This window comes from Bacillus sp. MRMR6 (genome assembly GCF_001940785.1).
GTDB lineage: Bacteria > Bacillota > Bacilli > Bacillales > Cytobacillaceae > Neobacillus.
The window spans coordinates 1-14,787 of the sequence record NZ_MSLS01000056.1 but is presented as its reverse complement, the minus strand read 5'-3'; the positions used below and the strand labels follow the sequence as shown (position 1 = coordinate 14,787).

General features: G+C 39.0%; 12 protein-coding genes and 1 pseudogene. 6 read left to right on the top strand and 7 right to left on the bottom strand.

Going from position 1 to position 14,787, the window contains the following annotated elements; genetic code table 11:
* Positions 1 to 495 precede the first annotated feature (495 nt).
* Positions 496 to 1,227 (top strand): restriction endonuclease, encoded by a 732-nt coding sequence (locus tag BTR25_RS25945; RefSeq protein WP_075690852.1) that lies wholly within the window; start codon positions 496 to 498, stop codon positions 1,225 to 1,227.
* A gap of 453 nt (positions 1,228 to 1,680) precedes the next feature.
* Here BTR25_RS25945 and BTR25_RS25940 read toward each other — a convergent pair whose 3' ends face one another.
* Positions 1,681 to 2,547, bottom strand: coding sequence for a LysR family transcriptional regulator (locus tag BTR25_RS25940; RefSeq protein WP_075690851.1), 867 nt, complete (start codon positions 2,545 to 2,547; stop codon positions 1,681 to 1,683).
* A 117-nt stretch (positions 2,548 to 2,664) separates the two neighbouring features.
* On the opposite strand from BTR25_RS25940, the pseudogene BTR25_RS25935 reads away from it, so the two are divergent.
* Together BTR25_RS25935 and BTR25_RS25930 are read left to right on the top strand one after the other, a co-directional pair.
* Positions 2,665 to 2,879 (top strand): annotated as a pseudogene (locus BTR25_RS25935) (DJ-1/PfpI family protein); the annotation flags it as partial.
* A 77-nt stretch (positions 2,880 to 2,956) separates the two neighbouring features.
* On the top strand, positions 2,957 to 3,493 hold the full coding sequence (locus BTR25_RS25930) for a cysteine hydrolase family protein (protein ID WP_217696989.1): 537 nt from the start codon (positions 2,957 to 2,959) through the stop codon (positions 3,491 to 3,493).
* An 886-nt stretch (positions 3,494 to 4,379) separates the two neighbouring features.
* On the opposite strand, the gene BTR25_RS25920 is transcribed toward BTR25_RS25930, so the two are convergent.
* From BTR25_RS25920 to gabT, 4 genes are all read right to left on the bottom strand, one after another.
* Complete coding sequence (locus tag BTR25_RS25920) at positions 4,380 to 5,729, bottom strand: APC family permease (protein ID WP_075690848.1); 1,350 nt, start codon at positions 5,727 to 5,729, stop codon at positions 4,380 to 4,382.
* Between the two features lie 106 nt (positions 5,730 to 5,835).
* Positions 5,836 to 6,669 carry a carbon-nitrogen hydrolase family protein gene (locus tag BTR25_RS25915; protein ID WP_075690847.1) on the bottom strand — a complete coding sequence of 278 codons (834 nt, stop codon included), beginning with the start codon at positions 6,667 to 6,669 and terminating at the stop codon, positions 5,836 to 5,838.
* A gap of 51 nt (positions 6,670 to 6,720) precedes the next feature.
* A complete protein-coding gene (locus BTR25_RS25910; RefSeq protein ID WP_075690846.1) occupies positions 6,721 to 8,112 on the bottom strand; it encodes an NAD-dependent succinate-semialdehyde dehydrogenase in 1,392 nt (463 codons plus the stop codon).
* Positions 8,113 to 8,129: 17 nt separating this feature from the next.
* Positions 8,130 to 9,461, bottom strand: coding sequence for a 4-aminobutyrate--2-oxoglutarate transaminase (gabT, locus tag BTR25_RS25905; protein ID WP_483295290.1), 1,332 nt, complete (start codon positions 9,459 to 9,461; stop codon positions 8,130 to 8,132).
* A 94-nt stretch (positions 9,462 to 9,555) separates the two neighbouring features.
* Here gabT and gabR point away from each other — a divergent pair, with 94 nt between their 5' ends.
* Positions 9,556 to 10,965: a MocR-like transcriptional regulator GabR gene (gene gabR, locus BTR25_RS25900; protein ID WP_075690844.1), complete on the top strand. Its 1,410-nt coding sequence runs from the start codon at positions 9,556 to 9,558 to the stop codon at positions 10,963 to 10,965.
* A gap of 165 nt (positions 10,966 to 11,130) precedes the next feature.
* Here gabR and BTR25_RS25895 read toward each other — a convergent pair whose 3' ends face one another.
* Positions 11,131 to 11,646 carry a hypothetical protein gene (locus BTR25_RS25895; protein ID WP_075690843.1) on the bottom strand — a complete coding sequence of 172 codons (516 nt, stop codon included), beginning with the start codon at positions 11,644 to 11,646 and terminating at the stop codon, positions 11,131 to 11,133.
* Positions 11,647 to 11,740: 94 nt separating this feature from the next.
* Positions 11,741 to 12,310 carry an STM3941 family protein gene (locus tag BTR25_RS25890; protein ID WP_075690842.1) on the bottom strand — a complete coding sequence of 190 codons (570 nt, stop codon included), beginning with the start codon at positions 12,308 to 12,310 and terminating at the stop codon, positions 11,741 to 11,743.
* Between the two features lie 488 nt (positions 12,311 to 12,798).
* Here BTR25_RS25890 and BTR25_RS25885 point away from each other — a divergent pair, with 488 nt between their 5' ends.
* Entirely contained in the window at positions 12,799 to 13,671 is an 873-nt protein-coding gene (locus tag BTR25_RS25885; protein WP_075690841.1) for an ROK family protein, read from the top strand.
* 103 nt (positions 13,672 to 13,774) lie between these two features.
* A complete protein-coding gene (gene gloA2 / locus BTR25_RS25880; protein WP_075690853.1) occupies positions 13,775 to 14,161 on the top strand; it encodes an SMU1112c/YaeR family gloxylase I-like metalloprotein in 387 nt (128 codons plus the stop codon).
* The last annotated feature ends 626 nt before the right edge of the window (positions 14,162 to 14,787 follow it).

Genomic DNA, 14,787 nt, shown 5'->3' with positions numbered 1-14,787 from the left:
GTATAATAGTTGCGAACACTTGTATAAAAATGTATGAAAAATAGGTATCGGATTGAATCCCCAATACGACGTAAATTGAAAAAATCCTTCAACGAATAAAAATTTATTTTTGGTGGGGTTACCATATTTTAGTTCATTAGCGAGGGCCGCGACTTCATTCTTCTCTGGCAATCAAAAATTTTGCGCTATGATCTTCTGCTTAAAAATCATCAAAGGCACAACTAGCTCATTAACGCTAGTTGTGCCTTTTTACGCGCAAAACTTCCGATTGTCCGCTTTAAGAACCGTCCCTGTGTAGATCCCTGTTTAGATCCCTGTGTAGATCTCCATGCCGGCTTTGCAGCCACATTTAATCAAGCAATTAGTTATGATGAATTTACCCGGACTTTGTCGAAAATGGTGAGGATAAAATTGGTGAAAAATAGTAGAATGGGAATGTAGATGAGTTAAAATGGTATATTTCCAGAATGTAGTATAAATGGGGGGAGTGGCTTTTTGGGTAAAAGGAGAACAAAAAAACAGCAACGAGAACTAGAACAAGGGTTACAAGCAATTATCCTAATCATTGCATTTATATCGTATTATTTTAGCAGGAACATTTATGTGACAGGAACGATTGTCATCATCACAATAATTGTCATGATTGGTCTCTTTGTGTTAAGAAATAAAAAGGAAAAGGCTCGATTAAGGAAATCTGGAATCACGGAAATTGATTCGATGGATGGCATTCGGTTTGAGTATTATTTAAAGGAACTTTATCTGTGTAGAGGCTATGCAGTAGAAGTAACGAGTGCGAGTGGTGACTATGGGGCAGATCTATTGCTAAAGAAGGACGGGAAGAAGGTTGTTGTTCAAGCAAAGCGGTATTCAAAGGATGTAGGGATAAAAGCTGTTCAAGAAGTAATGGGGGCCAGATCTTATTATAAAGCTGATGAAGCGTGGGTTGTTTCCAATAGCTATTTTACAAAAGCAGCAAGAGAACTGGCTTCTAATGGCGATGTTTTGCTCGTGAATCGCGATGAGTTAATTGATTATATCCTTGTTTTAAGTGGGACTAGTCAAAGTCCTGTCATTGCAAAGACTGTTCCATCCGTATCTAGCAATCATGGTTTAACATGCAGTAAGTGTGGCAGCCTAATGGTGTTAAAAAAGGGTAAACGGGGCGAATTTTATGGGTGTAGTGGGTTTCCGAAGTGTAGAAATACAGAGGATTATTTAAAGATTTAATGAGATAGTGACGTGGGGCCGGTTATATTATACTTAACTAATATGATAGATTAGAAGAGAAAAGGTCATGTATTCTTGCACCTCACAGTACAGGAATACATGGCCTGATTAATAGGCTTCACATTTAACTATTTCGGCAAGCACTGAAATAAGAGTCAATTTCTAATTAAGCCAACAAATTTATTTTTCTAAAATCATAGGTGCTCCGTTTCAAGATAAAAGAACACGAACTACAATCATATTTTCCTTTTCATCAGGTCCGTCTTGAGCAAAAGAATGTAAATGATGAGTATGGGTTAGGTATTGATCAAAAATGCTACGATTCCTGACATATTCCTCCTCAACACTAGTAAATTAGTTAATAGGAATACTCTCGTTTGAAGAACCCGCATGGTGTTGGCTATTAGAAAGCTCGAATATTTTAACTATATTTTTAGTGGATTTAACAGTATTTCATCTATCTCCTAAAACCATTTCTATAAACTTGAGATGCGCTTTCGACAGCCATTTGTTTTTATGATGGGAGATTTGTGCATAGAACGTTTGATGTTCAGAGGATGACTCGATCACCTTCATTTTTTCTTCTCGTAATAATGCTTCTACACTTAGATAGGGGAGTAAACTGATTCCTAATCCGCTCATAACACATTGTTTAATGGCTTCCATACTCGTAAACTCCAAATGGTTATAAGTGCTTATCCCATTTCTAATTAAATAGGTTTCAAAAAATTGCCTTAAGGCGCATTTTTTAGGACTAAAGATAATACATTCTCCATTTGCTTCTTCAATCGTTTTGAAAGTGTGGTTTTTTTCCCCGATAAAGACTAATGGTTCCTCTGACCAGACCTCTGTTATTAAATACGGATCATGTACCTTTGGTTCTAGTGTAATCGCAATATCGATCTCCCCCGTATGAAGTCTCTCTCTCAGTGGAAGACAATCGTCATTAATGAGCGAAAAAGTAACATCCGGATAGATCTTTCTATACTTGGATATCACTGAACCAAGTTTGTATACGGTTATTGATTCTGCTGCACCAATCCGGATTTCACCCTTCATCGTCAGGGTGTCGGACGAAATGTGTTGGATTTTCGAGTACACCGCTAGCAGTTCTATTACATATTGATAGAGCTCCTGACCGGCCATCGTTAATTGAATTTGCTTTCCCAAACGATCAAATAAGGGAAGGCCAATTTGTTCTTCGAGCTGCTGAATATGAGAAGTGATGGAAGCTTGTGAATACTGAAGGGTTTGAGCAGCCTTTGTAAAGCTATTTAAGTCGGCGACGGTTTTAAACGTTTGCAATTGGCGGATTTCCAAATTGTATCCCTCCATTCTTTCAGGTTGTCATCAGAATTTCTAAACATTATATTCAGTTATTTCAATTTTATTAATGGATAATTATAACATATAATCTTTATAAAGGAGCTGAAGCGAATGAAAAAACTATGTTTACTATTACCGAATGGATTTGAAGCAGTGGAAGCCAGTGTGTTTACAGATATGTTGGGGTGGAGCAGAGATGAAGCCGACGGATCAATTGAACTCGTTACGGTCGGAACACGAGAGGAACTGACATGCACCTGGAATTTAACGGTTAAACCTGAAAAGGTACTTTCAGAAGTACCGTTGAGGAATTTGACGCATTAGCCTAATGGGGTTTCATGAATAATTTTAGATGACCGTCAAAATAGCCTTTCAAATGAACTTAGGAGGATTTTACATGAAAATTTCAGATCATACAGCATTACTTTTAATAGATGTTCAGAAATATTTTGATGACCCTGGCCATGGAAGAAGAAATAATCCTGACGCAGAAGAGAATATGGCCCTTTTGTTAAAAAGGTGGAGAATGCTGAATCGCCCGGTGATCCATATTATGCACATAAGTAATCCTTCCTTACCCCATCATCCTGGCCGGGATATTAAAGAGATTGTTGCACCACTTTCAGATGAAAAGGTAATCACAAAAAATGTAAACAGTGCCTTTATCGGGACGAATCTTGAACAATATTTAAGAGAATCTGAGATTGATACACTTGTCATTGTCGGTCTAACAACGGACCATTGTGTTTCCACCACCACAAGAATGGCCAAGAATCTAGGGTTCATACCGTTCATTGTTTCAGATGCAACAGCGACCTTTGATCGAATTAGTTTTGATGGAAATTTGTACAAAGCGGAGGAAATACATCAATCGGCTTTGGTTAGTCTAAGTGATGAATTTGCAACAGTTATCGATACGAAGAGTGTTTTAGAATGGTGAACCTTGAATAACCTAAATAAAAATCTAGTGATCCTGCTGCCATCATTGGATGAAGAGATTAGTTCGTTTCTTTGTAAGGGCATCAATCTAGGGGTAGGCACAGGGACGGTTCTACTGCAGTTAACCATATGGTAGATAAGACGAGAAAAGGTCATGTATTCCTGCACCTCACGGTGTAAGAATACATGATCTAATTTATTCTCCAAAACCAACATTCACAAAAGTATCCGGTAATTGAACAAGACTATTACAAGTGTTAATGCCTAGCATTTCCTTTGTTTAAAAATATTTTGATGATTTTATCTAATATCATACCTATTAGAAACCAAAATAATATTGCCAATACATAGATGATACCCAAGGGAATTTCTGAAGGATGCATAAAGTTCACGACGAACCAATGTGTTTCAGTTAACCAAAACGGTGGACTCGTAATGAATAACAGTAAGTTTTTATCATCAAAGCCTAATAGGTTAAAAAAGCATATGAAAATAGACAAAATGGGAAGCCAAAAACTAAACCTTCTATATAATTTCATCATTTTCTCTACCTCGACTCAATTAGTGTAATTTTACACTAATTATAACATAATGGAATAGTAAGGGAGTAAGAGTTTTTTTATAATAATCCATTTTTTTTTAGTTAGTCGTTAGTGATAGGGGTGACGCGGGGACGGTTCTACTGCGTTTTAACCAAATAAGGGTGAAACGGGAAAATGGCAATAAAAAATAGAGCATACGGGTTATGCTCTTTTATCTTCTAAAGATTTAGTTCATCAATTGTCTTGAAGATTCTTGAATACACCTCTTCTATATGCTCATCTGTCTTTTTATCGTTATATAAACCATATCCCCAACTTTTTAATGCGTCATCCTATTTTTTAATGTTATGAATATAAACTATTTTCAGAATTATCTAGCCGCATCTCTGGTGGGCGTTTTTTGAACATTTTGGTTAGAAATAATAAATAGATAAACCCACATACGGCCCACAGACCCCCAAACATTAGTGCATTTTTATCTAAATTCGTCCAGAGCCAAACATTAACCCCAGCCCCGATAAGAGGCATAACCAAGTATAAAAATGTGCCTTTAGGAGATCGTTTATTGCCTTTTATAAAGTAATAACTAATTACAGAAAGATTAACAAAAGCAAAAGCAGTAAAGGCCCCGAAATTTATAAAAGAGGTTGAAGTTGCCACGTCAAGTCCAAGAGCGAGAAGTGAAATAACCCCTACGATCAATATGTTAAATAAAGGTGTTTTATATTTAGGATGAACATAACCGAAAATCTTCTTAGGGAGAACGGAATCACGACCCATTACATATAAAATTCGGCCAGCACTTGCTTGAGCAGAAAGTGCTGAGGCAAATGAACTGACAATAAGACCTGCAATAAAGATTGACTCAAATAAACTCCCACCAACCATACGTATAACTTCATAACCACCCGAATTAACATCATTAAATTGGTAACTTGGATGGATTAATTGAGCGAGGTAGGAAACTACTATAAAAATACCACCACAGACTAGGACTGAAAGCATAGTCGCCCTTGGAATGGTTTTCTGGGGTTCGATTGTTTCTTCTGCTAGGGTGGAAATAGCATCAAAACCTAAGAAAGAGTAAACCGCTATGGCAGCCCCAGCAAGGATGATAGGCGTTGATATTTCAGGAGTAAATAACGGATTCAGTGAAAATGATGGACCGTCCCCACCAAGCAATGCATTGATACTTAACCCAATAAATAAGACAATTACTAGGAATTGGAACATCATTAACCAAAAGTTCAATCTCGTAGCAACTTTAATACCTAAAATATTGATTAGGGTTGGTGGTACGATGAATAGTAATACCGCTGCCCAAAAAGGCAAGGCAGGGATAGCAGCAGATAATGTATAGGCGGTTAGTACACAGATGGCCATCGGTAAAAACATATAGTCTAATAACAGTGCCCAGCCGACCATGAATCCTAGATGTGATCCAATGGCTTTTCGCGTATAGGTATAGGCTGATCCGGCAACGGGAAAGGCTTTAATCATTTGACAATAGCTATAGGCAGTAAATAACATGGCAATGATGGTAATTAGATATGCAGTTACAATTAAGCCTTTCGTCACCTCAGACAAAACTCCAAAAGTCGTAAAAACAACTACAGGTGTCATGTAGGCGATCCCAAATAAGGTTACTGGAATTAAAGTAAGTGTTCGATTCAACGATCCACTAGTGTTGTTCATATAAAATCCTCCCCTAATATTATTAAAATAAGCGTTTTATCATTGTTCATTTTCCCTTCAAATGATATTAATAAAAGACTCATAGGCATAGGTTTCTTTCAAACTTTTAACTATTAATTTTCATTTCTACGATTCCATTAGAAGTTTCCTTTATTTTTTGACTCATGTGGTCCAATCTTCGCTCATTGAGATAGTGATAGAGCTGTCTACTTTTTTGAACCATTGCTAAATCAATGGTAGCAGAAAGAACTTCCTCTTTATCAGTACTTGCCTCTAGAACAATTTGTCCATAAGGGTCAGCAATCATACTGCCGCCAACATAGTGATTTGAATAATCATCTTCGCCAACTCGGTTGGCCATCGCTACAAATATTTGATTTTCTTGGGCGCGTGCTTGAACCGCAATCCGATGGACAGGTCCATACGGGTGCATATTCCCATCTGTTACGAGCAATAATTCAGCCCCTAAACTTGCCACGCTTCGTGCTGTTTCTGGAAATTCAATGTCATAACAAATGAGTAACCCCAATTTAGTATCCCGCCAAGAGCAACTACGAAACATGTTGCCGGCTTCAACTCTTGCAGATTCACCTACCCAAAGATGTGTTTTCCGATACGAAAGCATTAAACCACTCGGTCCTACTAAAACGGTTGTATTGTATACATGTTCACCGTCCCTTTCATATAAACCGGTTACAAATGTTGTATTTACTTCTCTTGCTTTTTGTTCTAAATGCTTTACAACTGGTCCATCCAAGCTTTGAGCTAATGAGCGGCAAACTTCTCTAGCTGGGAATCCCATTGTATAGGTCTCAGGAAACAAGATTAGGTCATGTGAGCTTCCAAACTCGTCAATCACCTGATCCATGCGCCTGAGGTTTCCTTCAAGTTGCCCATCTTCACAAACCAATTGGGCTAAAGCCACTTTTAACTTTCCCATCAAATCTCCCCTTTAATAGGTTTACTGGCTCATATAACATTCTTTATTAGCTTATAACCCGCCAATTGACAGATACTTCGTTTCTAAATAAGGTTCCATTCCTTCAATGCCACCTTCGCGTCCTATTCCACTTTCTTTCATTCCGCCAAATGGCGCATGAGCTGCTGAAGGCGCTCCATCATTCCATCCAATAATTCCGAAGTCTAAGTGTTCGTGTAAATAGTTTCCGGTACGATAATCATTGGTGAAAAAGTAAGCGGCCAAACCATATGGTGTACCATTTGCGATTGCCACTGCTTCTTCAAGATTCTTAAAAGAGGTAATCGGCACCACTGGACCAAAGGTTTCCTCCTGCATAATCATCATATCTTCCTTTACATTTTTAAGAACCGTTGGATGGACAAAGAAATATCCCTTTTCTTTATTGGCATCAAACTGATTCCCATAAAGTAGTTCTGCCCCCTTGTCGATGGCGTCATTTATTTGAGTCACAATTTTATCGAAGCCTTTGCTATTAATGACAGGACCTACTTGTGTGTCCTTTTCAAGACCATTGCCAACTTTCAATTTGGCTACTGCCGCTGCAAGCTTGGCAGAAAACTCATCGACGATGTTTTCATGGACGAGTACCCGGTTTACACAAATACAGGTTTGCCCAGCATTTCGGAATTTTGAAGCAACGGTTTGGGCGACCGCTACATCAAGATTGGCATCCTCCGCAATAATTAAGGGAGCATGACCCCCTAATTCCATTGACAGATGCTTCACGCTATCCGCGCTATTTTTTATCAGAAGTTTCCCTACAGGGGTCGACCCTGTGAAGGTGATTTTTCTGACATCCTTACTATCGGTAAAAATTTTCCCCACTTCACAGCCATAGCCATTTACACATTGGACGACTGCTTCTGGAATTCCCGCCTCGTGCGCAAGTTGAATCAACTTAATCGTTGTTAATGGAGTATCCTCTGCTGGCTTTACGATAAACGTACATCCAGCAGCCAATGCTGGCGCTGCCTTTCTTGTCATCATTGCAGCCGGGAAGTTCCAAGGAGTGATTGCAGCTACCAATCCGACTGGCTGGCGAGTTACCATTAAGCGTTTGGACTCGTTGTTTGAAGGTATGGTTCGTCCATAGATGCGCTTAGCTTCCTCTGCATACCAATCAATATAACTGGTTGCATAATCGACTTCTCCAAGGGATTCCTGAATGGGTTTCCCACTTTCTAATGTCATTACTTTTGCAATCTCTTCCTTTTCTTCTTGAATCAATTGCGACCAACGTTTTAATAATCGCGAACGTTCGTGGGCATTTACTTTCGACCATGTTTTAAACGCTTCATGGCCATCTTTTAACGCTTGTTGTATCTGCTCTTCCGTGTCTATATTTACTTCCTTAATGAGTTCCCCGGTAGCCGGATTTGTGACCTTTAATGTATTTGGCATGATCTTTAACACCTCTCTTATTGCTCAATTTTCGCATAACTTTGTTGAAGGGCGTCATCCAAAATCGCTAACCCTCTGTCAAGCTCTTGATCTGTAATGACTAACGGGGTTAAGAAGCGGATAACATTACTATTTAGACCGGCGGAAAGAAGTAACAATCCATTTTCATTGGCGTATTTCGTAATCTCACTTGTTTTCTGTTTATTTGGGGCTTTATTCAACGGATTGTCGACGATTTCCATCGCTACCATTGAGCCAAGACGACGAATCTCCCCGATAAATTCATGTTGCTCTTGTAAATCCATCAGTTTGTTCTCGATTTTTTGACCAATTGCTTCTGATCTTGCTAGCAGGTTTTCCTCGTTAATCACATCGATAACTGCTAACGCCGCGGCACATGCCACTGGGCTACCGGCATAGGTTCCACCCAGCTCGCCTGGGCTTGCTGCATTTAAAATTTCCTTTTTACCTACAACGCCACTTAATGGGAGCCCTGCTGCTAGCGATTTCGAAACCGTTGTTAAATCAGCTGCTACATCGAAATGTTCCATGGCAAACATCTTGCCGGTCCGGCCGAATCCAGTTTGAATTTCATCGGCAACAAACACAATCCCATGTTCAGTACAGAAGTCTCGAACAAAGCTCACGAACTTCTTCGGAGGAATGACAAAGCCGCCCTCTCCTTGAACAGGTTCCATCACTACACAGGCAACTGTCTCAGGAGCAACTGTAGCAACAAAGAATTCTTTAAACCTCTCAATCATCAAATCTGTATATTCTTCATCCGTTAATTGAGCTGGTTTTTGATACAAATAAGGATAAGGTGCTTGATAAATTTCAGGTGCGAAGGGTCCAAAGCCGAACTTATATGGTTTGACCTTGCTTGTCATACCCATTGTTAAGTTAGTTCTCCCATGAAATCCACGGACAAAGGACACAACCGCTTGGCGGCCAGTATATTTTCGTGACACTTTAATCGCATTTTCAACGGCTTCTGCACCAGAATTTAAAAGTAAAGCTTGTTTTTCAAAATCCCCTGGGGTAATCTCACATAACTTTTCTGCAAGGTTAATGTATCCTTCGTACATCATGACATTAAAACCAGGATGTAAGAACTTGTCTACTTGGCTTTTGACGGCTGCGGTAACTGTTGGGTGACTATGCCCGACATTTAACGTTCCAATTGCACCCGCAAAGTCAATCCACTCTCGTTGATCTAAATCAACAATTGTTGCACCTGAAGCTGTATAGGCAATGTTCAAATTACCATTACTAACCCCCTTAGGGATGTACTTTTCTCTTTTCACTTGTAATTCTTTGGTCGACATCATATGTATCCTCTCCTTCAGTATGCTGAATATATAGATTATTATGACAACTTATTGGTATAATGAAAAGAACCAGAAATGAATAAACTTAGGTACCAGATTAGGAGCGATTCAAGTGAATTACTTTCATATTGATAAAAATAAGGGCTCAATTCATATTTATCAACAAATCTATAACAATTTTATAAAACTGATCTTGGATGGGGAATTTTCCACTCATTATAAGTTACCTTCCAAACGGGAATTAGCTGAAGATTTAAACGTGAGCATTAATGCAGTAGCTAACGCCTATGGGCAATTACTTGAAGAAGGATATATCTATACGGTCGAACGAAAGGGATATTTTGTTGAGGATATCACTCAATTTATCAGTCTACAACCCAACAAAAAGCACGGTTTTCCACAGGACCTAAAGGAGCAGCCTGAAACGAAGGATGGATGGATTTCGTTATCCCATATTTCGACCGATAGCACGATGTTTCCATATCATAAGTGGGTGAAGTGTATTCAGAAATCCATAAAACACCATCAGCAGGATCTTGCTAAAATACCCCATCCCCAAGGTCCTTACCTCGTAAGAAAAAGTATCGCCATTATGGTTTCTTTATCCAGGGGGGTAATCTGTGAGCCTGAACAAATCGTGATTGGGACGGGAACACAACCTCTTATCCAACAACTGGTGGCCACCCAACCCGAAAACATAAAGGCGGCGGTTGAGAATCCTGGTTATGCGCGGATTTATAAATTATTAAAGGGGATTAATATTGACACTTTCACCGTTAACCTAGATGAACAGGGAATAGATGTAAAAGAGGTTCAAAAACTGAACCCGAACTTTTTATTCATCACGCCGTCCCACCAATTTCCAAATGGGACCATCATGCCGATTTCACGGAGAATTGAACTGCTTAATTGGGCTTCGATGTCTAAGGACCGCTATATTGTGGAGGATGATTATGATAGTGAGTTTAAATATGGAACAGACAATATCCCGTCTTTACATAGTTTAGACCGGAATCAAAGTGTCATCTATGTAGGAACATTCTCAAAAACTCTTCTTCCTAGTTTTCGAATGAGTTATATGGTTCTTCCTCCTGAGATGTTAAGGGGCTATCGCCAAAAATACTCAAATTGGATCCACGGGAGCAATACGCTTGATCTATTGGCTTTAAGTTATTTTATCGACAGTGGTGAATATGCCAAGCATATAAAAAAGATGAGCAATCATTATAATATGAAACGGAAAGAGCTTATTAAAGAGCTTGAGAGCCGATTCGGTGATAACATTAAAATAACAAATGTACCCGCCGGCCTGCATTTTTTGGCGGAATTCAAGACAGATAAGGGATATCAAGAAATTGAAGAGAGAGCAAAGAAAGAGCGAATAGAGATTTATACGATTAGAAGATTTATATTAGAAGGAGAGAATGAAACAAAAGGGAGAATTCAGCTAGTCCTAGGATTCGCTAGTATTAAAAGCGAACAAATTAAGGAAGCAGTGAATCGGTTGAAGCGGGTCATATAAAAATGGGGGCGGATCACTTAGTGGGTGGTCACAGTCACGCCCCGGGTTTTGTCGAAGATTGCTAGGGTAGGCACAGGGACGGTTCTACTGCGTTTTAACCAAATAAGGGTGAAACGGGAAAATGGCAATAAAAAATAGAGCATACGGGTTATGCTCTTTTATCTTCTAAAGATTTAGTTCATCAATTGTCTTGAAAATTCTTGAATACACCTCTTCTATATGCTCATCTGTCTTTTTATCGTTATATAAACCATATCCCCAACTTTTTAATGCGTCATCTTCTTGTGAAGTAAGAACACCAACGGCATAATAATCACCAGCAGTCCAATTCCAAGTATTATCGTAAACTGTATCCTTTAAAGTAAAAGGAATATGACTTTTAGTTGAAATAAAAAAGAAGGGAATGGTTGAATTTAAGTATACTTCTGCATACTGGCTTTCAGCAGCTTTATTAAGGTTTTCTTCTGTAATAAGTACTGCATCATAAGAACCTATTCCTTCACTTGTTATTTCATCGAAGGAAACTGCATCGAACCTTACTTGTTCTTCTTTCACTTCCGGCGGTTCTCCAATTACTGCTATTCTTAAAGATTTCCCTTCATACAATTCAAAATTAGTATTTGGACTACAAGCTGATAGTCCTAATACTAGAATTAACAATGTAAAATAATAATATTTCATTCTTTTTGTTCAACCCCCCTTATCATATTTAAAATCAAAAGCAAAACAGCCATCAGCGCTACTTTTTGAAACAATGAACCCGAGCGGTTGGAATTTATATGGCTCTTTTGTATCGGTGATGATAGTCCTGGATTAATCTTTGTAATTCAGGAAGCTTCATCTTTACGCTGGTTGAAGAAAATAGAATGGGATAATTGTCTCCCGTTAATTTATTTAGCCAGAGGAAGAAACGGACTCTAAGACTTTGACGCCTAATAAAAGAGTCCGGATCCAATAAAATAAGCGCAAGATTCTTCTGTCTACCAGACTGAATCATTTCAATATCTTTTATATCTCTCCAAGGAATGAGACCTGTCTTTGACATAGCGACATTTACAATAATCCCTTGAGGAGAGATAATAACTGCGTCCTTGCCTTCTTTCAATTTCTTAAATAGGTAATACGAAGCAAGCAAAGAAATAACCGCTATACAGAATAAGACGATATTTGCCGGAAGGAAATTTAGAATAATACTAAAGATATTTTTGGTCCCTCCCATGTGTTCACTTGATAAGTCCTCAAAGAGAGAGAAATATAAACCCCATACCCCTAAAGGAAGACATACCACAAGCCCAAGAATAAACAACGACTTTCTCATTGGAACTCTAACGATCCCTTGATTCAAATTATTCACCATCCACGAATTAATATTATGCAACGAGTCTAACCATTTAGTGCTACTTTTGTCCTATCAAATCTACTTTCTAACTATAGCAATAATTGCTAGGTTAATAAATACAAAATAGTAAGTTTTTACCTAAAGATTGAGTGACGCGGGGACGGTTCTACTGCTTCCTTGAGGAAGCGGTAGAACCGTCCCCGTGACAACTTTCTATGATCCTGGCGATTCTAGCTATTTTTGAGAGGAGAAGGTTGTCGAAAGGCGTATAGGGAATATGGAGTGTAAACGGTTGGAGGTCTTGAATCATTGGTTGCTCTTTTTGGCGGAATAGAACATGTTCATAAAGTAATTTGGTAGAAAAAAGAGGAATACCTCCGGATTTTGTAGAAAAACTAGCGATATGCCTATATTTTTATTAAGCTTAATTAGGACGTTTATGTAAATGTAATAGTATTAGAGGAAGGACCTATTTGGAATAGGAGGTAAAGTGAATGTTAGGAGCAATTGAGGCGGGTGGAACAAAGTTTGTTTGTGCGGTTGGGGATGAGTTTGGAAATATTAGTGAAAAGATCTCTATCCCTACTACGGTACCAGAAGAAACGATGGGGAAGGTGATAGAGTTCTTTAAGAAGAATCCTGTGAAAGCAATTGGGATTGGTTCGTTCGGACCAATTGATGTGAATCGGGAGAGCCCTACTTATGGATCGATTACTTCGACACCCAAGACGGCTTGGAAAGACTATCCGATCGTCTATGAAATGAAGGAGGCTTTTTCTGTTCCGATTGGCTTTAATACCGATGTGAATGCGGCAGCCTTAGGCGAAGCTGGCTTTGGTGCGGCGAAAGGACTGGATAGCTGCTTGTACATCACGGTGGGTACAGGAATTGGAGCCGGTGCTGTCGTTCATGGGAAATTGCTTCAAGGGTTGTCTCATCCTGAGATGGGGCATATTTTGGTAAGACGTCACCCGGATGATTTGTTTCAAGGAAAGTGCCCGTATCACAACGATTGCCTAGAAGGCCTGGCTGCCGGTCCGGCAATTGAAGCACGCTGGGGAGCAAAAGGCGACCAGCTTGTTGCTCGCGCGGAAGTGTGGGAGATGGAAGGCTATTATCTGGCACAAGCTCTCATGCAGTATATCTTGATTCTCTCTCCGAAAAAGATCATTCTTGGCGGGGGAGTGATGAACCAAAAACAAGTTTTTTCTCATCTATATAACTATTTAGCGGAGCTTCTAAACGATTATGTTGTTTTACCAGAGCTGTCTGAGTATATTGTTCGGCCTGGTTTAGGAGACAATGCTGGGATTACAGGATCATTAATGCTGGCACAGCTGGCTTATGAAGAGGAAAATCAACGTTAAAATTTAGATGATTCCTGTCGGGTTTGGTGGATTTGAAATAGATGGTTGTTGTGAGATTATTGTTTCACATAATTAATGGAAAGAAAGATGTGAGATCTCGATGATGAAATTAATGAAAATACATCATATTGCCGTTATTTGTTCCGATTATGAACGGTCAAAGGACTTTTATGTGCGGGTATTAGGACTCACTATTGTTCGCGAAGTGTATCGGGAGGAAAGAGATTCTTATAAGCTCGATCTTGAAGTGAATGGAGATTACCAAATTGAGTTGTTTTCATTCCCGAATCCACCCGCACGGCCAAGCTATCCCGAGGCGTCGGGTTTAAGGCATTTGGCGTTTGCCGTAGAGGACATGGATGAGGCGGTTCAGCATTTAATCGATAACGGGGTAGAAGTTGAAACGGTACGAATTGACCCATTTACCGAGAGGAAGTTCACCTTCTTTGCTGATCCTGATGGGCTGCCTATTGAGCTTTATGAAAGTTAGGACGGAGTAGAAATAGAAAAGCGTAAGTGAGGAAGGTGATCTCACTTACGCTTTTTGTGTTGTGATGATTGAAGATAGGGTGACTATGTGAAGAGGAGTTCTACCCAACCGATCTAAGTAATCCATAATCGAACACTAAGAGATGTACCCCAAACGAACGATCCCCATTACAAAATTCCCTTGCTCGTTCATGAATACATTCCCTTTTTAGTAGAACGCAAGATTAATTTATTAAATAAGTATTGAGTTAAAGCATAGAGAAAATAGTTTAAAAGTTAATAATTGATTATGTATGGCATGTCTAAATAAATTTGTGAAGGAAGCACGAGAAGAACGAAATCGCTACGCGATGGCTCTAAAAGAAAATTTAAATGAAGTTTAATTAAATATACTGTATAATAGTTGCGAACACTTGTATAAAAATGTATGAAAAATAGGTATCGGATTGAATCCCCAATACGACGTAAATTGAAAAAATCCTTCAACGAATAAAAATTTATTTTTGGTGGGGTTACCATATTTTAGTTCATTAGCGAGGGCCGCGACTTCATTCTTCTCTGGCAATCAAAAATTTTGCGCTATGATCTTCTGCTTAAAAATCATCAAAGGCACAACTAGCTCATTTT

Excerpts from the sequence above, each read along its gene's own strand:
- BTR25_RS25920 (WP_075690848.1), bottom strand. The coding sequence starts at position 5,729 with ATGAACAACACTAGTGGATCGTTGAATCGAACACTTACTTTAATTCCA.
- BTR25_RS25915 (WP_075690847.1), bottom strand. The coding sequence starts at position 6,669 with ATGGGAAAGTTAAAAGTGGCTTTAGCCCAATTGGTTTGTGAAGATGGG.
- BTR25_RS25910 (WP_075690846.1), bottom strand. The coding sequence starts at position 8,112 with ATGCCAAATACATTAAAGGTCACAAATCCGGCTACCGGGGAACTCATT.
- BTR25_RS25895 (WP_075690843.1), bottom strand. The coding sequence starts at position 11,646 with ATGAAATATTATTATTTTACATTGTTAATTCTAGTATTAGGACTATCA.
- BTR25_RS25885 (WP_075690841.1), top strand. The coding sequence starts at position 12,799 with ATGTTAGGAGCAATTGAGGCGGGTGGAACAAAGTTTGTTTGTGCGGTT.
- gloA2 (WP_075690853.1), top strand. The coding sequence starts at position 13,775 with ATGAAATTAATGAAAATACATCATATTGCCGTTATTTGTTCCGATTAT.